The sequence below is a fragment of the Gimesia sp. genome (assembly GCF_048262075.1).
Classification (GTDB): domain Bacteria; phylum Planctomycetota; class Planctomycetia; order Planctomycetales; family Planctomycetaceae; genus Gimesia.
Genome location: NZ_JBLXFK010000001.1, coordinates 631,842 through 651,515, shown reverse-complemented (window position 1 = coordinate 651,515; position 19,674 = coordinate 631,842). Strand labels below are relative to the sequence as shown.

The following is a 19,674-nucleotide window of genomic DNA, read 5'->3' as shown; positions in this document are numbered from 1 at the left end:
TTTATATTGCGGGGCAGCAAATGTAATTGTGGTGTCGACATACTCGAGGAGATAATCGCCTTTATCTAATTTCAGTTTGAGCAGTTTTCCCTCAAAGTGGTACCCAAACTGTTTTTTCTCCTGCTTCTTTGTGATTACATCCATCGTGTCTTCAACCATTTTCAGATCAGTGACATTGTCCAGATTAATGGATACCTCTTTAGTGGGGCATTTCACACTGATCTCGAAACAGATTTTGCCCGTCCTGTCTTCCAGCATAGTGACACTGTGAACTTTGACCGTATTTTGGTTGACTGCTTTTTGTTTTTGCACTTCCAGTTTCACTTGCTGTCCCCATGTTGGGGGACACAGAAGCAAGAATAACACTAAGGTGACTAAAGACGAATTGCTTGATCGAGACATTAGGATGGCCCTCTCTAAGGTGTGGACTTATGGATATTTTTGTTTCATTGTACACGTGAGCGCACTGGCTATAAAAGTATAAATAGTGGGGTTGAGTGGAAAATAACGAATTTGCTGATTCGCAGTCAGAGCGATGTTTGGGGTAACACATTTCTCGGGAAGATCCTGTATTTCCAGTTAAAAAAGAAAAAAGGGGCGTTCTAAGATTCCGTCAGGCGATCAACCGACACGGTGATGGTTTTGTCGAATATTCGGATCATGAACGAAATCTTGATTCTTACCCATTTAATCATTGAATCGGGGAAATTTATTCTGTACAGGACGACACAGAAGGCCGATTTTGAAAGTGGTGTGAGAGCTTGTGTATAGCTCAGTGATGATAACTCAAATAGGGCTGATATTTATAAGCTGAATCATTTGGCTTGATCATCAAGATCAAGTCTTGGCACGAAATGGTTCCAGGGAAGGTAACCATGTTGAAGTATAAGGGCTGTGTTGTTCGGATCTTATTGGTCTCCACGCTGACGTTGGGAAACCCTGTCATTGATTGTGTGATGGCCGGAGGCGGCCTCCCCTGGTTTTCAAAGAAACCCAAGCCACAAACATCGATGGAACATGTGGCGGTCAAGCTCGACCATATGGAGCACAAAATCGGCAAGGACGGAACCGTCGTCATCAAAGCCCCCGACATCTGGGGCGAATCACGTCTGACCAAACACCGTCAGGAATTCGAACGCGTGATGGCTGCCAAGGTCGATCAATTCAATATAATAATGAATGCGTCCCTGCGTCGTAGTGACCAGGCTTATCTGGCAAATGCACTGGCAATCCAAGCGGCGGCGACTTCAAGGACCGGGATAACCAAGCCTGATGCGACTAGTATAAACATAGTCCAATCTCTGATGGAAGACGAAACAATTGCTCCTGCTGCCGCGCCAACTCAAAATTCAGATGGAACAACAACTCCACCTTCACCTGCACAAGAAAGTTCAGCCGCGCCTATCAGACGGTCAGCAGGTATTTACAATTTTACAGATTTAAATAGTGTCAACAGTAACTTTAAGAATACAAAACTCGGGCTCGAACCGACGATTGAACTGGACCAGTTAAAACGATATCTGGACCACTTAAATGAAATCCGTCGCGTCAATGAAGGAGACGACACCGCTGATTCACCGGGTTACTCTTTAAATCTGGTACGAATTCCCGTCTCTGTGTTACCGGGCTACCATACGCGCAAGGGGCATGGTGCTGAGGTGACCGTTACGGCGACTCCCCATATTTCAGGGGAAATTCTGCCACGCGTCTTCCGTGAACTGGTGATTAACGATCTGGTAGACGAATTGAGCTTGTCAGTGTTAAAGCTCCAGGATGCGATGGGACAAGCGCAGCCCGGCGCTGCTGAGAATGGCAATGCGGGAACTGCAACACCGACGTCCGGAGTGACAGCTCAAGCTATGGCGATGCCGAAAGCTTCTGCTAAAGAGGCGATTCAACGAGTCGATAAATACATTGAAAAGGGGGGAAGCCCTAGTCGAGTGGTTTTAGTGGCTCCGGGAAGTCGTCGGGCGAGAAACCCGATTCCTGCCACTCAGGTAGTGAATGTGTTTGGGGAACGTCAACTGGTGGCGATCAGTTATCAGTATTATCTGCGCAAGCCAATCGATCATGACACTCATCTTTCCGACGTACGGAGCTTTCTGCGGGCAGAACTGGAAGCCGCCTATGATTATCTAAAATCAAACCCTCAGTTATGGAATACACTGGAGAGCCAGGTGGGTAGCCCCGAGGGAATGGCATCACAGGAAATTCGAATGGCGCTGTGTGAGAAGATTAATAAAGCGGTCCGTACAGAAGATTATGCCACATTGCAGGACCTTCGACAGCAGTTATGGGTAACGCATCGGACACTGGAAAAACAGGAAGATCCTGGAAAATACCTGCGTTCAGATCTTTTTGATGCTCAGAAATTTGACGGTACGCTTGAGAAAAAGAACTATAGTGACAAGAATGGTCAGATTAACCTGCTGCCGACAACGATCAGTTCACTGGCTTGGGCAGTTCTTGTCGAAGCGGCGCTGTTAAATGAGCAACTCAATGAAGATATCAAACGTGTGAGCCGCGACCCGAACTGTAACTGCATGTGTACTGGTCGGCACTGTTTCTTTGGAACCGATTTCCACATGACTGAAGCGGAATATCCCGGGATAGATGACAGCGAACTGCGATCCGATCCTGCCGCCGAGCAGGCTTTCGTCGAGTATGTCAAATGTCGCTGGCCCATTCATGTGTTTGCCCTGGATCCACAGCGACAGGATCAGAATATCGCAGATACCTATAGCATGCGGCGCGAAATGCAACTCGCTTTAGCTCTGGCGTTTTCTTCTGGAAGTATTAATGCTCAAAACCTGACGCGGTACGCGCGACGGATTGAGATCGATATGCAGACCGTTGCCTTGAATTCAACGGCGGTGGCCTTCGGGCATGGGGCAGATACATTCGGCTGGCGGTTTTATCCGCGCGTCCAGTCTCCACCGATCGAAAATAATTTGAAAGTGGCTGTCAAAGATTTACTGATAGGTGGCCCTTCCAATGACGAACTGAAGAAGAAGTGGGAACTGGAACCCGGCATGCGGGAGTGTGTGGCGATTGTGCTGATGCCTTCTTTCATTGAACATGTGACGTTTGATTCTCATGGTCAATATTTCAAATTGTCCGGCATGAGTCGGCCCTGGGATGGCCATAAAACCCGCTCTACGATGCTGGAAAATACCCGTTGGAGCGAGGATATTCGTTCAATGGAACTGTCTCTGGAACAAGTGGTTTGTGAAGCGGACCGCTACCGGGAAGGAGAAGTCGAAAGGATCATGCGGCGTGTGCATCAAGTTGCCAGCAAACTACCGATGCAGACTGTCTATGCCCGGGTGCCGAATGAAAATACGTTGGGTGGGTTTGAAATGTTCTCGTCGGGCATTACCGATCTGGCTCCCGAGTTGATCGACTATTATGGTCAACCCGGCATCAATCCTGCCAAGGAAACCAGAGTTTTCCTGGTCGGCAATCACTTCAGTGTGCATGAAACTCAGGTGCTGACTGGGAACCGAAATGCCGCGTTCTCACTGCTCAGCCGGGATGTGATGGAAGTACAGATTCCGGCAGGGGTTCAGACCATGGAGAAAACTGCAGAGTTCCCTAATGGCTATGTGGACGTGCACGTCGCGACGCCTTACGGGGTGTCCGGCCATCTGGCGATTCCGGTCATTCCTGGAAGTCAGTCAACGGCTTCGCAAAGTTATCTCTGGGATCGACAGAATGTGGTTCTCGAGTATGGATATAAGAAAACGGAAAACTCTGGCACGTACTCATATACGATCGAGGACATCGGAATTAAAGTGGGAGAACCACATGAACTCACCATTTCTGTACCTGGAAATGACCTTGTTGCCCATGCTGACGATAATAAAGAAATAGTGGCTAGCGTTGTTTATTCTGGTCAAGGGTTGTCAACCATTTTAGGTCCAACTGCTAAGTCGAATCCGTTTGATTCATTGAAAATGAGGCATGATGCAAAGCGACGTGCTTATGTGATCGAGTTACGTGACTACTACACGTTTCATCAAAATATCAAGGATATGGTTCAGGGATATTTGAATGATAACTTCCCTAAGGGAGATCCACCATCTGATATCCCTTTAAGAGTAGTTGGTATGTTGAAAATCGGGGGTGTCGATATCTCGATTGAAAACGAATTGCATCTGATGATTAAGCTGGTTGATAAGCATCAGGAATAATCGCGCAGAATCTATCAGTCTGCATTTTCTGGAAAACGCTCATCCAGAGCGTTTTTTCAGATTGGTCTTTTCAAAATGTGGCCCTGAGGGCACAGTGGTGTTTATTCACGACATCACTGAACCCTCAAAGGAGCCACGGATGTCATCATATCACACGACGCGCGAATGGATAGACTAGATCGCGGAATTAGCCGGGATGTGGCATGGGCGATCTGCCTGGCGGTTGTCTGTACTGATGCTGGGCGTGCTGTTTGCTCAGGGGCGGCGAGTGGTCACATACTGGATTCAGACCGCTGGTGCGGGTGACGATTATCAGGATCACTATTACTTCCTGCAATCGGTGGGTCGCCGTTGGAAGGCGATCGGCATGCAGTTGTTGGCGATCGCTTTGAAAGTTGCCCTGCGTGATCAGCAGCGCGTGTTGCTGGTAATCGATGATTCGCCCACGAAACGCTACGGTCCCCAGGTGCAGGGAGCCGGGATACATCACGATCCGACGCCCGGCCCGGCGGAGACGCCGTTCTGTTATGGACACGCATGGGGTCACGCTGGCGGTGGTGAATCGGCATCGACTGTGGGGAACCATCGAGCTGCCGATTCTGGCGTGGCTATACGTTCGTGATAAGGACGTCAAGCAGATTCCCAAGTAGCATGGTTAGTGCTTTCAAACGAAACTCGCACAGGCGGCGTGGCATACTCCCCTTAAATTGATCCATTTGTTGTGAGAGTTTCCAATAGACTTTTCTAAGGAGACGATCATGACGAAACGTCGTAGTAAGCTGCATACCCCGGAGCAGATTATCCGCAAGTTGCGTGACGCCGAGGCGATACTGAATGCCGGATAAACCATTGGCAAAGTCTGCCAGCAGCTGGGGATCAGTGAGCCGATCTATCACCGTTGGCAAACTCAGTATGGCGGGATGAAGGCCGAAGAGGCCAAACGGCTCAAAGAACTGGAGCAGGAAAACGGTCGGCTCAAAAAACTGCTCGCTGAAGCAGAGCTCGATAAAGCCATGCTCAAGGATATTGCGGAGGGAAACTGGTAAGCCCTTCTCGCAAACGCCAGGCCGTCCAGCATCTGCAGGAAACGTATGACGTTTCCGAACGCAAAGCCTGTCAACTGTTGGATCAGCCTCGTTCCAGTCAGCGCTACCAGTCGGAAACTCCCGATGACGAACCGGCGTTGCTGAAGCAGATTCTGGAACTGGTACGTCGTTATCCTCATTTTGGATATCGACGTATCGGCAGGATGATCCAGGCAGCCGGCTGGAAGGTGAATCTCAAACGGATTTATCGTTTGTGGCGTCGAGAAGGGCTCAAAGTCCCCCCGGAAACAGAAGAAAAAGCGTGCATTGGGTACAAGCGCGAATGCCTGCCATCTCCGTCGACCGGAAAGGAAAAACCATGTGTGGTGCTGGGATTTTATTTTTGATCGGACAGAAACCGGAACCACGCTCAAGTGGCTCTCCGTTTTAGACGAGTAACAGAAGCATCGGTGAGAGGATCAGTATTGTGAGTGCACAGAATCGAAAATTCATTTCGATCTCCTTGTTATAAATATGATTTGACCGAAATTGAAAACTTACCTTTTGCCGTCTTACTTATCAGTCTTTGTTCGTTTTCTTCTTGTTGATATTTTGGACGGAACACGTGCAGGTTCAAGTATGCTGGTATTGATCAAACTAGTTTTCTCTGGGACACGCCCAGTTAATAGAACTTCAAAGATGTGTTTAAAAACTACACCTGATTGCCCCTTTCGAGTTCCTGACCGAAAGTATGTATGCCCTTTGGGGTAGTCATACTGCGTATTAATATCATCACAATCAACGCTATAGACATTCTTGGGTACACGTGTAAGGTCTTCAGGTCCACTATGCCCTAATCTTCGGGAAGCAATCTTGCTTTTGAGGTTGGCACCTTTACTGGCTCTTAGGGCTAAGTCATCCGATGCATAGTAAACCACAACATTTCGAGAAGCGTTGCAAATATGCTCTCCCTTTTGCCCTGGCTCTAATGTCTCGTTTACTACATCAGCTGCAATCAAGAATGAATTTCTGAATATAAGAGGAACACCATCTGGTAGATCGTAATAATTCCAGTTGTATAATGTTTCTCTATAGACTCGGTTGCCCATGGAGTGAGCTAGAACGTTTATTCTTTTCAGGCACGGGTCGAGCTCAGGATCATTGTCTGGAGAATTTCTCCACTCGATAAATCTTTGGATAACTCTAGAAAAAGCATACCCGCTTGCATCTGCAGATTTCTGGTCATCCCAATAGTTGGATGCAATAGAATTTTCACTGCTACAAGGCCAAATGAGAGGAACTACAAGGACTTCTTTGCGTTTTGATTTATTGCAAAGAGATTGGAACTCTTGTGCTGCTTTAAAAATGTCAGCAGGCTGATTTGCATAACCATGAATATAAAGCAAGATCTGTTTGCATTCTGATTCTTTTATTTTGTTTAGAAGGGCTGCGCTTCCAATTTCTGTGATTGATCCATTGGATTTTCTTTCACAGAAAAAAACTGATTTAGATGAATCTGCATTAGCTGGATCGAAGGTAAACTTTCGATCTATTTCTGTCTCAATCCCTTCAATAGGGATTCTGTTTGTAATAAATAACATGGTGGCCCTTCTGTACAGAGTGATTGGAATGATGTGAACTTGCCCATCTGCTGTCACATAGTTACACTATTGTGATATGCCTAACTATTCAAACAAATATATGGCAACATGAACAATTTATTGACAATTTCACATTTCGAGAATCTGTAGAAATCCGATGCTATGCACTGAAAAGGACGGGACACGGTTAATTACGATCCGTAGAGATGCAGAGAATGCCCGGAGCGGATTGGTGTTCCATGATGGCTCAGAATAGACTGCCCCGTCGCTTTTGAAACATCAACTTCGGCGAATGTAAAGCGAGGCCAAACTGAGACGGGAACATACGTGCGATTTCCTTTCGGTTTTTCACATTTGTATCCTTCGTTTTCCAATTCTTGGTATGCCAACACCAACTCCGTTGGTCCGCCAATACGGTTACCTCAAAAATTGGAGCAATTGAATGAGAAAGAAACTTCCATTTGTGGCTGTTTGTATTCTGGGTGTTGCATGGCTCATGAAGGACGTCGTTTTACGATATACCACCAATACGGTGCATGAAGAACGAATCCTTACGGAAATCGCGCTGCAAGATGTCGTGGGAAATCGTGAAGTGATGTTCCGTATTGAAAAACTTGAAGGGACACTGCTCAAAGCCATTCAGAGACAGGAGCCTCAAAATAATAGCAGGAATCATCCTCTATGGGTCGTTTCGAGTGCCTGGAAGACTAACATGTTCGCAGGTGTAAATTTCATTAGACACGAAGCGGAACCAGAGCAGACAGATGTCAAGAGATTACTGAAAGTCTTACAAGAGAATGAGTCAGGAGAATGGAATGCCGACTATAGCAACATCTTGAAGCGTCTTGAAGACTGCATAGCCATTCTCAAGGTTAGAAAGGATGCTCTGAAGGCATGGATTATCCACACAAAGAAGAGTTTGGATGTAAAAAGTCCAGACAATAACTATGACTTAGCATCTGAAAACGCCAAGGGCGAGAAGTTAGTGACTGAAATGTGGGAAGCAATTGATAGCATCCTGGATACGTCGGTTGCCGAAAGGGAACTCAGAGCAAAGATCAGAGACAAGACACACACATCCATTTCCACTACGAACCGCCGGGCTGAGAATATTTACTTATTGTTTCTTAGCCTGACTTTTGTTGCTACCGTCATCGGTGTTTATAACGAGTACATAAAGTCGATTCCCGAAGCATCCAAAGTCGATGCACCTAACTCAGATTCCGCTAGCGCTCCATCTGAGTAGGTGATCTTATCTCTACTCTTGCCCAGTTCGATCTATTCAAACGTCTTCTCAAATGCATTTTAAAATGACCCATGGTGACTCAGAGTCAGATGCTTAATTTTAAAGATTAAATCAATGGTTGCCCCGATTGGTGAATTACTCACCAGTTGGGGATTTTTTTATTCACGGGTTTCCAATGCCCCCGTAAGCATGGCAGACCGGCACTACACCACTGTCCCGCAGGATCTGCTTAATGAAGCAGTGCTGTGGTCGGGGGATGAACTGGGCATTAAGAATCTATTAAAAGCTCAGGAACAATCAGTTAAATAGAACTTTTAAAAAGTACTTTTGGAATACTTCAAACGTCTACCGGTTGGCCGTGCGCAGTTCGTTATCCCCAACGGAGACTTCATCCCGAAGGGGAGGTAACCCTGTGAGGGATCGACCCAGGCGCGTGTCCGCCAGCATTTCTCTGGACTCTGCTCATGCGGTTCGTTCAGGTACTCCACAAGAATCAACGTTTTTCCATACCGGTTTTCTCGCCCTACAACCCGGTACCGATGCGGCGGCTTTGTCAGGCAGGCATCCAGACTGTATTCGGGCAACTCTTCTGCCCAGTGAATCTGTTTCCCGCAGTGCTTCATATAGGTTGGTGCGATTCAGTAGGATGTCTTTCAATCCCTGTTTGATTTTGCCCGAGTTCAATACCTGAGTGCTCATTTCCGTGAATGCCTCTTGCCAGCGTAAATCACCGATTGTTAGCGGATATGACTCGTGAGGTCCCGAAAACAACGATAAAGCAACAAACTTTCTGTTAATTCCCGGGTCCTCGGTCTCTGCGATCATTATTAAATTGTCAAGTATTTCATTCCGGTTTCCCAGTCATCGCTGAGTTCCACCAGGACCGCGGTCACCAGTCTCAGCAGCGACTACTCATTGGGAAACAGTCCCGCCTGCTGGTGCGCCGTTTTAATTCCTTGTTCTGGCGTTCCAGCATGTTCGTGGTTCGCATCCGCTTGCGATGTCCAGCAGGAATAGCGAATACCGTCAATCCTTCCGGGATGTTGTCTTCCGCCCAGCTCCCCAGTTTCGGTGCTTTTTTTTTATGAGTAGTGACGAACCGTTTCAGTTTCTTCATCGCATCATCCAAATCTCTGGCATTAAAAATATTGCGTATTTCATCGGCAGCTTTAGTGCGCGTTCACTCCGCTCCAGTGTAGAGGGGTAGAAGTCGCCATCTCGTGTCTGGGGCACTTGAAGTTCGAGCTTTCCGAGACGGCTTTGAAATGATTCTGACTTGAAACCGTTTGGAAGGATACTTCTTTGAAGAATGGGAGAATGATGAGAGTCGATTCTTAAAGCTCTTTTACGGCTTCCTGCACCAAGGGGACAACTGCGACCCTATCCCTGATCCCAAAACATTCAAAGGGACGCTCACAGGCGAACAACAGCAGCTTTCGACACTTCCTGAAATGGAATTGGGCAACATTGCCTGGCGAAGACGGCAATTAAGAGTGTCTACAAAACGTCGAAAGCTCAAATAGGAATGTCCCTGTAAGGCGGATGAGGCGTTCCTGACTTCCGGTAAGTCTCCTTTTGATTGCGAGAAGATTATGGACTGGCCGCTTCGCGATCCCATTAAAACCAATATCGAAGGACGGCTCAACTACTGGGTAAAGCTGATCAAAAGAGGCGGTATCTGGTCTCCTGTGACTGTGTGTCCGGTGAAGGCGAAGAGAAAACAACTGATGAAGATGAGAAAGCCCGTCAAGTCTACCAAATTAACGTACTCGGGGTATTTTGAATTCTTCATAGAGGGCATCTCAAAACCGTTTTAATAGTGTAAATAAACAACCAAGAATAACAAAGCTTTCGTAGAGGTAATCGTGATATTCCCACCGTGTGACAATTCGACGATAATTGTGCAGCCAGGCAATACTGCGCTCCACAATCCAACGTCGTTTGAAGCGTGGGAGCTTTCGACCATCTTGCGTCGGTGGTTTGACTCTCGACTTACGATGCGGGCAGATCAGATCGATCTTATTTTCCATCAGCCGTTTGCGCAATGGGTCCGAGTCGGCGGCTTTGTCATAAACCAGTCGCTCGGGTTGTCGATTTTGCAATGTGTTTTTTGCAAGCAGCGGCTCGATCAACTTGACTTCGCTACGGCTGGCCGATTCTGTGTCGATCGCCACAGGTGTCCCGCGACGATCGACGAAGATCATGATTTTAGTGCCTTTGCCACGACGAGTCGGGCCAACTCTTCTACCCCCTTTTTTGCCGAGGCAAACGTGCCATCAGCAAAGGTTTCCGAGAAATCAATTTGGCCGGCATCATCCATTCGTTCTAAGATGATTTGCCAGGCAGACAAGAGCCGTCCTTCGATCGTCCATTGCTGGAAACGTCGATGGCACGTCGCTTTAGAGGGATACTCTTTTGGTAAATCTTTCCATCGCGCTCCTGTCACCAGAATCCAGAGAATGCCTTCCAGGCAATCTCGTGGGTGGGCCTTGGGACGTCCTCCTTTTTTGGAAGGGGGAGTCCAGGGAAACAAATTTGCGACTAAAGACCCATTGTTTATCGGTCAAAACGACCGGGCGTTCCGTCCTGGACGCTGTTTTTGTGGAAACCCGTTTTCGTTTGGGCCACCAGACCAGCGTCATATACATGAGAAATTCTCCATTCAGGAGAACATTACATGCAAACATCACGCCAAACAGTTCACTTTTTTTGACGTTATGAGACAGCTTTGCTCTGTTTAAAACAGCTCTTGAAATTTAATTGTCCAGGCGCTAAATGTGTCTATTATGAACGAATCAAATAAAAAGAACGTCCTTCTGGAAGTCACCTCACTTGCGATGAAAATATCCAGGAAGTATGTCGAACCGTATTCCCATCCTAAAAGCCCCCAAAAATATACGCAGTCTCAACTACTCACGATTCTCATTCTGCGAGCCTACCTAAAGACTACCTATCGTGGCATCATCGAAATTATCGAAACCTCTGACCAATTACAAAAACGACTCTTGTTAAAACGACTTCCCAGTTAATCCACATTGAAACATTTTGCCGACCGCTCTCATGTGTTGGAAATCATAGACAAAATGTTAGCTGATATCATTCAACAATTCGCTCCTGATGCTGAAGAAGCGACCCTCGATTCGACCGGAATGGAAACCTCGTCAATGAGTGCCCACTACCATACGGGCAGTGGAAAAGCTCGTAAAATATATGTGAAACTTTCGTTGTGCGTTCTGGTCGGGAGCATGTTTTCCGCTGGATTAGTAGTCAGTTGGGGGCCGTATAATGACAAACGCGAAGCGAGACCATTTCTTGCCAAAACCAAAACGGTAACGCAACCTCAATGACTGTTTGCCGATAAAGGTTACGATGCAGAATGGGTACACGAATTTTGTCGTGAAGACTGGAATGTGGAAAGCTGGATTCCTCCGGCTGTACATCGTGACGATGGCGGCGTGAATGGTCACTATCGTTCACAGATGACGGAAGAAAAGTTAAAGGAAAAAGGTTATGGGAAACGATGGATCGTGGAGTCATTCATGAGTGGATTAAAACGAACCACCGGTTCAGCATTATGTGCCCGAACGGAGAAATCGTTATTTACCGAAGCCGGCCTGCGAGTCCTGGCCTACGCCCTGCGGCGTTAGCCGACACTCGACCAAAATGGATTTTGTTTTAAACAAGGCAAAACCACCTCTAGTAAAGTGAATGTGATAATTCATTGTTCTAATGAACAGAAGGATCATTTCCAGCGTTATTAGCATTTGTATTGTCGTCAGCTCTTTCTGATACTGGTTCAGTTCTCGTGAAGACGAATGCCATAGCTGCAGCAGCTAGGCCTTGGATAGGCCCCAGCCAGAAATTTGACAGTTTGTATAGCTCGATTGCAGAAATTGGACTAAATGGTTGGAGGATTATTGTTGCAAGAAGCACTCCAATGTAAGCTAAGGAAACCCACTTAGCAAGCTCATAAAAGCTCAACCTGACCTGTCGTTTGTCGAGCGGACCGAATGCCGTCGCTCCAACGACACCAAGAATCATAGAAAGCGTTGGAACTACTGTAGGTATGAACCAAGAGAACACATCATCGACATGATTACCATATCTACCAAGAATTGCCTGAATCACAAGCACAAAGAATCCGGCTCCGGCACCAATGAACCAGATTCGCATCAGCCCAACTCGCACATGTTCTAATGAGAGAATGGCATGCACATAAATGTGATCAGAATCATTTTTTTTAGTTGACATATTGAAACCGTTTATATCTCATATAGATCAAACATCCACTTAGATCATTCAGTATACTACTGGAGGTAGACAATGTTTGCAACACTTCGCATTACTGGACTTCTAGGGTTTATCAGCGTCAGTCTAATTGAACTACCTCCAGTCCTAGCTCAAAATCGAGCCCCAGCACCTCCAGCCCGTTTTCAAAATCGAGCCCTAGCACAAGCAAATAAATCTATATGGCGGGTATTTGACCGCGCTGTGACTAATGAAAAAATCCCACTGAAAAGTGGATCAATACCGGCTGGTGTTCTCGTGAAAATCGTTTCTCTAGTGGATTCTCCAAAGCCTGATAGCGTAGTAAAAGCTTCCCAGAAAGCTAACATTTTGTATCAGGATTCAATAGTGGCTGTTTCAACCTCTAAACTAACTGTAGTAAATCCAAAAATCGCAGCCGCGATGATCCTACTTGATAGGATTGACATGGACTCCTCGTCTGATGACTTCGAGTTACTGTCTGAACTTTCATTTTCTCGTAAAAATTTGTCTAATCCTCAACTGCAAGCAATTCGTCAAAAGACCGTTTCAATTCTTAAGCAATTAGACAGCGTAAACACTGACTGGTTTATTAAGGTCTTGAATAAGTATAAGGACGAATTGGAGCAAGATCCTGGATACGTCTATTCGCTTTGGGCACGGGCTAATACAAACACACGCCGCGGACACTACCTAAAGCTTCTTTTAAAAATTGATCCAACGAATCTAGAAGGAATCAATGGTATCTGCCAACTACTTAGGAAAGAAAACTCTCGTGGATTTGCTCTGGAACTTATAGAGAGCATCAAATACGGACCACATCCGGAAAGCACTCAGTTCACTGAGGCTTTCATGAATTCCTTACATGACTGGCTTACATCTGATGAAGAGGAAGTGCAGATCGGTGCTATTTATGCCACTCTTCAATTTGCAAATTCAGAAGAGTTTTCCAAACAACTAACTGCGCCCCTGTCAAAAGCCCTCAAAACATTGTCGCATTCAGATTTAGTCCAGTTACTCCAAAGTTTTCCAAGACATGTTTCTAATGCTACGGAAATTGCGGAAATATTTTCAGAAAAATTACTGAATGAAAAATCATCTGATGGAGCTACTAGACTTTTGATTGCAAACGCAGTTCTAAACATTGATTCTAGCAATGAACTTGCACAGAAAGTCATCTTAGAAGGTCTGCTTAAAGGTACTGAAATTAACAGACGACTTGCTGAAGATTCTTTATTTTCAGGCCGTCAAGTTAGGTTCCCATTGCGAATTGATTTCATTAATCAACTTTTAAAAATGGAGAATCCAGAATTTACTGGTTCAGCGTTACGAATTCTATCCAGAGTCCCATTGAAAATGTTTGCTGATGTCGAGAGCACTCCACAAAAAGATAAACAGCGAAAGCAAACAATCCAACAAATCGTAGAGACCCTTGACCACATAATCATTACTGATGATGGCTATTTGCATTCACTTGCTGTATTGTGTCGGTCAACAGACGAAGTGGCCCTAAGAAATCCGCCAACTGCAATAGTTATCACCCGCCTCCAGAATGATCGGTCTTCTGCTGGGAAATCCAGATATGCGAGACTCGCTGCAGCAGTAGCATACTTTATCGAAGCCAATCCGCAATACGCTGATCAATATCATTGGCTTGACGAAATTCATAAAAATTCAGATATCGAGACACGAATTGCATACGCCCAGTTCCTCGGTAAGACAGGATTATTTTCGAGAGGTCGCCTAACAAATAAACTGTTGCTAATGCTTCAGGATAAAGAAGTAGATGTCCAGGTCGCTGCTTTCCGTTCGCTAAAAACTATTGATAACAATTTGGCGGAAGTAGTTGCCCTTGGGCAAATTAATCATCCAGCCCCTGAGTTTCGATACGAAGCATTATCTTGCCTGAGATTTGCCAGCGGGCCGAAGAAGACGACTCTTTTATTGATGCTTGGGGAACTATTAGAATCCGATAACATAAAAATCCGAGACGCGTCGCTTGAATTGGCTCAATCAACTTTTTCTTATAGTCCCTCATCAGATGATGTTCAAGCAGCAATTCATGCTTTACCACAAATTGTGCACCTAGCGACATCCTCATCAGATACCAAAATAAGAAACATCGCTCTTGAAACGTTGGCTGGAATTGATATCGACAGCGCACGAAATATTGTGAATTATCGATTTGCCACAGCGAAAACACCTGAAGAGCGCATATCTCTATATCAACTAATTCGAACCAAACCTTCTCTGTTAACGCTACAAGTGTATAAATACGCAGTTAGAAGATTGCCTAATATTCAAAATGCATCTGAAGCAGAGGAATTTTGGAATCTCTTTATTAGTCTAGCAAAATCATTAGGTGGTAAGGTCAATCTGGAAACGGATCAAGTTCTGGCCACAATGCTAATCAGTCCGCAGGCAGCAGAAGCGATGTCCAAAAATGATAAACTGTACTTGAGGTACCCCAATACTACTGTTTTACCCATGCTAGACATTCTCGAAAACACCTCAAATTCGACGATACCAGATCATGTTAAATTGCTACTTACATCAAATTGTTATTCAGGGATGGCGGGAATCGGGCCAGTGGCAAATAGAGGACCCTCCAGCTTCCTTCCTCGGCTATGTGAAATGTACATTGAAGCAACAAGAAAAGAACGTAAGTGGATAAGAAAAGCCATACTATTAATCATAAAAGAACTCTCTGCTCCAGCACCTAAAGGGAGTGATGTTCTGACCAATGTTTGGCCTCTTCCATTACCAACTTTCCGCACTACTCTAGCTGGATTCCTCAAACATAATCAAACATTGCAAGGATCATTAGATCGGCTCCTGGAACTTCTTAACGAAAAAGGTTATACCCATCGTTCTGTTTTGGAAATCAATGATGGATTTCTGATAATAACTAATGTTGAAAGGATTGATGCGCAGCATGGTAAACCATTCGATGGAAATGCCAGATGGTCACGTGAAAAAGATAGGGCAAATCTTCTAAATATCGGAACTTGGTTTCGCTTGATGTTTTCTAGGCCTCCCGGAGATTATCGTATGTTCGCGTTTGTGGTGACCTCAAGTGAGCTCAAAAAATCGAACATGGATGGCCTTGATACAGTTCTGATAGATAAGATTCTTCGTTCACATGGAACTGATCGGATTTTGAAGTGTGGGAAAGATCTCGTTACTGATTCGACTTTTTGTCACGTCTATATTTACCGATACAGAAAAGCAGCGAATGGAGCACTAGACTTTCTCACTTCTGATGCTATTCAGCCTGATGTTCATCTACAAGCCGCAGGATTTCGTTAAGCTTTAGACAAAGTGCATTGGCTTTGTTCAAAAGGATGTAAGTGAACTAATAGATAAGACATTACAAGAACAGAGAGGCGATAAAGCTGCAACCAGAGAAACCGAAAATTCGACTGATTGAGGATGATAACTACTGGACTTCCCCAGTAATAGTGGGCGCGTTGTTAAGGTTAGGTGGCCTGTTCAAACTGTTCGGGGCTTTTATAGCCCAGTGCCGAATGTTTTCGCTTGCGATTATAAAACGTTTCGATGTAGACAAAGACGCTCAAACGCGCCCTCTGACGGGTTGTGTACCGTTCCTGATAGACCAGTTCCTTTTTCAGCGTTGCGAAGAAGGATTCCATGGGGGCATTGTCCCAGCAGTTCCCCTTCCGACTCATGCTGCATTTAATCCCGTGTTCTCTTAACAGCCGTTGGTACGCATCACTGGCGTACTGATTCCCGCGATCAGAATGAATCAGTAATCCTTCCCCAGGATGCTGCCGGCCGATGGCCATTTTCAAGGCATCGCCTACCAGATCTGCTGTCATGGTCTTTGACATCGACCAGCCCACAACCTTTCGGGTATATAAGTCGAGCACGGCAGCCAAATACAACCAGCCCTCATCAGTCCACAAATATGTGATATCACTCACCCAGACCTGGTTGGCTTGCGTGGGAGAGTCGAACTGCTGATTTAACAGATTCCCAACCACCCGCAAATGGTGATTCGAATCCGTTGTGACACAGAACTTCTTCGTCGTTTTGGCACGAATTTCTGCTTCCCGCATCCATTTTGCCACGGTATTCACACTACATTTGCGACCACGCTCCTGGAGTTCCTGATGAATCCGTGGTGAGCCGTAAACCTGTTGGTTCTCCTGATGGATCGCACGGATTTCCTCGGTCAGCTTCTGCTGACGAAGTTGACGGACACCCGGCTCGCGTTGTTTCCAGGCATAGTAACCGCTCCGTGAGACCTGGAAGGTCTGGCACATGGCAGTGACTTCAAAGGACTGCTCGTTTTCTTCGATAAAGGCAAACCTCATTGATTTTCCTTCGCAAAAAAAACGGTGGCTTTTTTTAAAATATCCCGTTCCATTTTAAGACGACGATTCTCAGCACGTAGTCGCTTCAGTTCTGCTTTTTCATCTTCTGTCAGCGAAGGCGATTCTTTGTCTTGGGGCATGAATTTCTCTTTCCATTTACGAATCTGGCTGACGTGGACTCCCAGACTCCGGGCAGCTGCAGCAAGTGAATAGCCCTCTTGAGTCACCAGACGCACCGCATCCAGCTTGAATTCCTCGGAATAAACGCGTCGTGATACCTTAGGTTTTGACGACGATGACTTAGCATTTCTGGACATACTGAACTCCTCTCAGAGAGTATACACTCTCGGGAAGGCGCCCACTATTACTGGGGAAGTCCAGGTCCGAGTTTACGCGGTATTGTACCGAAGGCATTCTATCGATTGACAACAACCTGGCCGAACGCACCTTGCGCCCCTGTGCTAGACGGTTTGAGGTTGAGCACAGGGTACGAATTTTCAGAAAAACTAATTTTCAATGAAGTGTTTCTGCGCTCTGATTATTATGTACTAACAGTGTTTGAAGAGTGATCTATCCTGGTTTGATTTGCGTTTGATTACGAAAAAACCTCAAACAATTATCAAACCGTAGTAGCCTGAAACACTGCCATCGATGGAGTCTGCTAGGCATTTCATCCCGGCTGAAGCCAGTTGATCATGCAAACGCTTCACCACGCCTCGAATGGTTGATGCCTCTCTCACCCGATGCCAAACGTCATCCAGCAGCTCAACATGTGCGATATAACTATTCGTGGAAAGAGCAAGCCGATGAAAACCAGAACAGTAAAGTATTTCCAAGCTGGCATGAATGACCATTCCAGGAAATGGTAAATGTCGTGCTGTCGACAATTAGTCTGTCTGAATATTTCATCTCTCCTGTTTGATCAAGTTCCAGTATGTTGGCTAGCTCAGATGTCGCGCTTTCAATTTGTTTACCTATTTCCTGATGTGAAGAAGCCCATTTTCTTAAGGAATCACGGATTTGGTTTTTCATCTGATTTGTCAACATCGGTCATTCTCCTAAAGCAGAGTCTATAAAAACTTAACGTGTTGCGGGTTAACGTTACTGTTAATAGAGATCTCTATTTCATCGATGAAAACAGATGAGTGAAGTTATGTAACACTTCAAAAATGTCTGTTCTGTGAAACCTCTATTTAATAAAAAAGGAGAAGTATGCGAAAAAGAAATGTTCTAACAAAAGAAATTGCGACCCAATTCCTGGAAGATCCAGGCTCTGTAGAGCTTTATGGCTTCACGGAGATTGAGGGTGAAGCTGCAGAATTTCTCAGTAAGCATGAAGGAGAACTAGATCTCCAGGCACTAATTACTGTATCCGACAATGCGGCCCAAAGCCTTAGTCAACATAAGGGACAATTAATTCTTGCGGAGATTAGATATTTATCGCTTGCCGCTGCTAATTCTTTGGCTAAACATGAAAATATTATCTTCATTTCCCAAACACGTCCCGTGATTGAGGGATTTCAGTCTCTTCCTCTCACTCATTTTCCTGACACAAGCGATTTCCCAATTCTGGTGAATCTATTCGGTTGGCTAAAAGGCAAGGATAATACTTGGATAGCACCAAACGAAATGAATTTAACTTCAGAGAATGCCGCAAAGCTCGTCAGTCACTTTTCCTCTGATCAAACAATGCACTTAAACTATTGGTTTGGGAAGATAGGCTATGATGCGCTGGAGCAGCTAGTTCCCTATTCGGGATCACTTGAAATAGCAGCTGATCAATTGAAAGAGGGGGCGTACAGTCTGGTGTCGCAACTGAATGCCAGAGAGCTTACTGTAGACGTCGTAGAGACATGCGAACCTGACGAATTAAGAAAGGGATTTGCAGATGCTCTGATATCCTTCAGAAATAAACTAAATGTGGTGCTATTATGCCTGTCAGATGAAGTTAGATCAATTCTGCAGCACCATCACTCCTATGCAGAGTGGGGGGAGTGTAGTGAACCATTTGTTCGCGTTAATTGTGGAACATGTGGTGTTTCAGAAACTTATTACCTTGAAATTGATGAGAGTCGAGTAGACTTTGAAAATAGTTTAAGTTGCATCGCAAGAAATGCATGGACGGAATCCTCCGACCATGGTTTTATCTGTCCGGACTGTAGTCAATATTCTGTATTTCTGGATACTACTCCAATCAATGTGCATATGGAGTCCAAAGAAGATTATTAGGGGCGATTACATTATGCTAACTATGTAAGTCGCTTGGCGTGACGAATAAGAATAATGTTCTTGAGGTGGAGCACCTCTCGTTAATATGATACTGCCTTGGTAAGGCGTAAATATTTTGGTTTCTAGATTCGTCATTACAACGGACCAAGGCCCATGAGCTGTGTCGATCGTCACGGTAAAACTGTGGCGAACGGCATGGTGGAAGTCTAGTTATCGTAGGTTTAGGCACTGGTTGACCGTTTGCGGAGTTTTTCATACAGGTTGGTGTGATTCAGCAGAATGTCTTTCAGTCCCTGCCTGATCTTTTCTGAGTTCAGCGCCCGTGTACTCATTTCGTTGTGGGCGTCTAATGCGTTCATGATGTCTTCGGTCAGTTCAGTGCCCAGGTCAGGAACCGATGACTCGGTCCGGCTACGAATACGTCCTTCGTAAGCACGTGAAAACGGTGGCAATCGCTTGCCCATCGATTGCCACCAAACGCGTTTCGCCCCACGTGCTGCGCCACACTTGTGCGATGCATAACACTCCAGGCCACTCATGACGTCCGTAAGGTCTCGCTATGGTTGGGTCACGCGAGCGTAAAGTCCACGGAGGTCTATTTACGGGCAGATCCGACAGACAAGCTCGAAGCTCTGGAAGCCGGCATCTCGCCGTCATTACGGAGGGGACGATTCAAGGCGCCTGACCAGCTTCTCGCAATGCTTCGATCTTATTAAGAAAGGCATTCAGTTATGCAGAGAACGAACCAGACTCGACCACACCCTTGAAACACTTACT

General features: G+C 45.7%; 22 protein-coding genes and 2 pseudogenes. 13 read left to right on the top strand and 11 right to left on the bottom strand.

The annotated features are described in order from the left end of the window. Positions 1 to 875 precede the first annotated feature (875 nt). Positions 876 to 4,193, top strand: a complete 3,318-nt coding sequence (locus ACN0YH_RS02365) for a hypothetical protein (protein ID WP_417377938.1) — start codon at positions 876 to 878, stop codon at positions 4,191 to 4,193. A gap of 196 nt (positions 4,194 to 4,389) precedes the next feature. Then, positions 4,390 to 4,815: a transposase gene (locus ACN0YH_RS02360; RefSeq protein ID WP_417377937.1), complete on the top strand. Its 426-nt coding sequence runs from the start codon at positions 4,390 to 4,392 to the stop codon at positions 4,813 to 4,815. Here ACN0YH_RS02360 and ACN0YH_RS02355 read toward each other — a convergent pair. Continuing rightward, complete coding sequence (locus ACN0YH_RS02355; protein WP_417377936.1) at positions 4,802 to 5,089, bottom strand: hypothetical protein; 288 nt, start codon at positions 5,087 to 5,089, stop codon at positions 4,802 to 4,804. The genes ACN0YH_RS02360 and ACN0YH_RS02355 overlap by 14 nt on opposite strands. On the opposite strand from ACN0YH_RS02355, the gene ACN0YH_RS02350 reads away from it, so the two are divergent. Together ACN0YH_RS02350 and ACN0YH_RS02345 are read left to right on the top strand one after the other, a co-directional pair. Continuing rightward, positions 5,042 to 5,239 carry a transposase gene (locus tag ACN0YH_RS02350; protein ID WP_417378211.1) on the top strand — a complete coding sequence of 66 codons (198 nt, stop codon included), beginning with the start codon at positions 5,042 to 5,044 and terminating at the stop codon, positions 5,237 to 5,239. The genes ACN0YH_RS02355 and ACN0YH_RS02350 overlap by 48 nt on opposite strands. Before the next feature lie 77 nt (positions 5,240 to 5,316). Further along, positions 5,317 to 5,625, top strand: coding sequence for an IS3 family transposase (locus tag ACN0YH_RS02345; protein ID WP_417377935.1), 309 nt, complete (start codon positions 5,317 to 5,319; stop codon positions 5,623 to 5,625). Positions 5,626 to 5,790: 165 nt separating this feature from the next. Here the strand turns inward: ACN0YH_RS02345 and ACN0YH_RS02340 are convergent, their stop codons facing one another. Beyond that, a complete protein-coding gene (locus ACN0YH_RS02340; protein ID WP_417377934.1) occupies positions 5,791 to 6,819 on the bottom strand; it encodes an alpha/beta hydrolase in 1,029 nt (342 codons plus the stop codon). 442 nt (positions 6,820 to 7,261) lie between these two features. Between ACN0YH_RS02340 and ACN0YH_RS02335 the strand changes: the two genes are divergently transcribed. Together ACN0YH_RS02335 and ACN0YH_RS02330 are read left to right on the top strand one after the other, a co-directional pair. Further along, positions 7,262 to 8,065: a hypothetical protein gene (locus tag ACN0YH_RS02335; protein WP_417377933.1), complete on the top strand. Its 804-nt coding sequence runs from the start codon at positions 7,262 to 7,264 to the stop codon at positions 8,063 to 8,065. Between the two features lie 114 nt (positions 8,066 to 8,179). Further along, a complete protein-coding gene (locus ACN0YH_RS02330; protein ID WP_417377932.1) occupies positions 8,180 to 8,374 on the top strand; it encodes a hypothetical protein in 195 nt (64 codons plus the stop codon). A 5-nt stretch (positions 8,375 to 8,379) separates the two neighbouring features. Here ACN0YH_RS02330 and ACN0YH_RS02325 read toward each other — a convergent pair whose 3' ends face one another. The 5 genes and pseudogenes from ACN0YH_RS02325 to ACN0YH_RS02305 form a co-directional block, all read right to left on the bottom strand. Beyond that, positions 8,380 to 8,688: a hypothetical protein gene (locus ACN0YH_RS02325; protein ID WP_417377931.1), complete on the bottom strand. Its 309-nt coding sequence runs from the start codon at positions 8,686 to 8,688 to the stop codon at positions 8,380 to 8,382. Positions 8,689 to 8,892: 204 nt separating this feature from the next. Next, a pseudogene (locus tag ACN0YH_RS02320) lies at positions 8,893 to 9,227 on the bottom strand (transposase); the annotation flags it as partial. After that, positions 9,179 to 9,361: a transposase gene (locus ACN0YH_RS02315; RefSeq protein ID WP_417378210.1), complete on the bottom strand. Its 183-nt coding sequence runs from the start codon at positions 9,359 to 9,361 to the stop codon at positions 9,179 to 9,181. The pseudogene ACN0YH_RS02320 and the gene ACN0YH_RS02315, both read right to left, overlap by 49 nt. A 506-nt stretch (positions 9,362 to 9,867) precedes the next feature. Beyond that, complete coding sequence (locus ACN0YH_RS02310; protein ID WP_417377930.1) at positions 9,868 to 10,269, bottom strand: transposase; 402 nt, start codon at positions 10,267 to 10,269, stop codon at positions 9,868 to 9,870. Further along, the gene (locus ACN0YH_RS02305; RefSeq protein WP_417377929.1) at positions 10,266 to 10,598 is read right to left on the bottom strand and encodes a transposase; all 333 of its coding nucleotides are present in this window, start codon (positions 10,596 to 10,598) and stop codon (positions 10,266 to 10,268) included. Before ACN0YH_RS02305 ends, ACN0YH_RS02310 begins: the two co-directional genes overlap by 4 nt. Before the next feature lie 253 nt (positions 10,599 to 10,851). Here ACN0YH_RS02305 and ACN0YH_RS02300 point away from each other — a divergent pair, with 253 nt between their 5' ends. From ACN0YH_RS02300 to ACN0YH_RS02290, 3 genes are read left to right on the top strand one after another with little or no spacing between them, the layout of a single operon-like run. Further along, positions 10,852 to 11,094 carry a hypothetical protein gene (locus ACN0YH_RS02300; RefSeq protein ID WP_417377928.1) on the top strand — a complete coding sequence of 81 codons (243 nt, stop codon included), beginning with the start codon at positions 10,852 to 10,854 and terminating at the stop codon, positions 11,092 to 11,094. A gap of 54 nt (positions 11,095 to 11,148) precedes the next feature. Beyond that, a complete protein-coding gene (locus ACN0YH_RS02295; RefSeq protein ID WP_417377927.1) occupies positions 11,149 to 11,412 on the top strand; it encodes a hypothetical protein in 264 nt (87 codons plus the stop codon). Further along, on the top strand, positions 11,413 to 11,712 hold the full coding sequence (locus tag ACN0YH_RS02290) for a transposase (protein WP_417378209.1): 300 nt from the start codon (positions 11,413 to 11,415) through the stop codon (positions 11,710 to 11,712). Positions 11,713 to 11,791: 79 nt separating this feature from the next. Here the strand turns inward: ACN0YH_RS02290 and ACN0YH_RS02285 are convergent, their stop codons facing one another. Continuing rightward, positions 11,792 to 12,316 carry a hypothetical protein gene (locus ACN0YH_RS02285; RefSeq protein ID WP_417377926.1) on the bottom strand — a complete coding sequence of 175 codons (525 nt, stop codon included), beginning with the start codon at positions 12,314 to 12,316 and terminating at the stop codon, positions 11,792 to 11,794. Between the two features lie 72 nt (positions 12,317 to 12,388). Between ACN0YH_RS02285 and ACN0YH_RS02280 the strand changes: the two genes are divergently transcribed. Beyond that, positions 12,389 to 15,640, top strand: a complete 3,252-nt coding sequence (locus tag ACN0YH_RS02280) for a hypothetical protein (protein WP_417377925.1) — start codon at positions 12,389 to 12,391, stop codon at positions 15,638 to 15,640. Positions 15,641 to 15,810: 170 nt separating this feature from the next. Here the strand turns inward: ACN0YH_RS02280 and ACN0YH_RS02275 are convergent. After that, positions 15,811 to 16,985, bottom strand: a protein-coding gene (locus ACN0YH_RS02275) for an IS3 family transposase (RefSeq protein ID WP_417377924.1) whose coding sequence is annotated in 2 segments (ribosomal slippage) — positions 15,811 to 16,706 and positions 16,706 to 16,985 — 1,176 coding nt in all. Because the reading frame shifts where the segments join, the coding sequence is not laid out codon by codon here. Between the two features lie 50 nt (positions 16,986 to 17,035). Between ACN0YH_RS02275 and ACN0YH_RS02270 the strand changes: the two genes are divergently transcribed. Continuing rightward, positions 17,036 to 17,188, top strand: a complete 153-nt coding sequence (locus ACN0YH_RS02270) for an IS66 family transposase (protein WP_417378208.1) — start codon at positions 17,036 to 17,038, stop codon at positions 17,186 to 17,188. A gap of 263 nt (positions 17,189 to 17,451) precedes the next feature. On the opposite strand, the gene ACN0YH_RS02265 is transcribed toward ACN0YH_RS02270, so the two are convergent. Further along, positions 17,452 to 17,715 (bottom strand): hypothetical protein, encoded by a 264-nt coding sequence (locus ACN0YH_RS02265; RefSeq protein WP_417377923.1) that lies wholly within the window; start codon positions 17,713 to 17,715, stop codon positions 17,452 to 17,454. Between the two features lie 165 nt (positions 17,716 to 17,880). On the opposite strand from ACN0YH_RS02265, the gene ACN0YH_RS02260 reads away from it, so the two are divergent. Beyond that, entirely contained in the window at positions 17,881 to 18,897 is a 1,017-nt protein-coding gene (locus tag ACN0YH_RS02260) for a hypothetical protein (RefSeq protein WP_417377922.1), read from the top strand. A gap of 221 nt (positions 18,898 to 19,118) precedes the next feature. Here ACN0YH_RS02260 and ACN0YH_RS02255 read toward each other — a convergent pair whose 3' ends face one another. After that, on the bottom strand, positions 19,119 to 19,361 hold the full coding sequence (locus ACN0YH_RS02255) for a hypothetical protein (RefSeq protein ID WP_417377921.1): 243 nt from the start codon (positions 19,359 to 19,361) through the stop codon (positions 19,119 to 19,121). On the opposite strand from ACN0YH_RS02255, the pseudogene ACN0YH_RS02250 reads away from it, so the two are divergent. Beyond that, positions 19,289 to 19,613 (top strand): annotated as a pseudogene (locus ACN0YH_RS02250) (tyrosine-type recombinase/integrase); the annotation flags it as partial. The gene ACN0YH_RS02255 and the pseudogene ACN0YH_RS02250 sit on opposite strands and share 73 nt — an antisense overlap. Positions 19,614 to 19,674 lie beyond the last annotated feature (61 nt).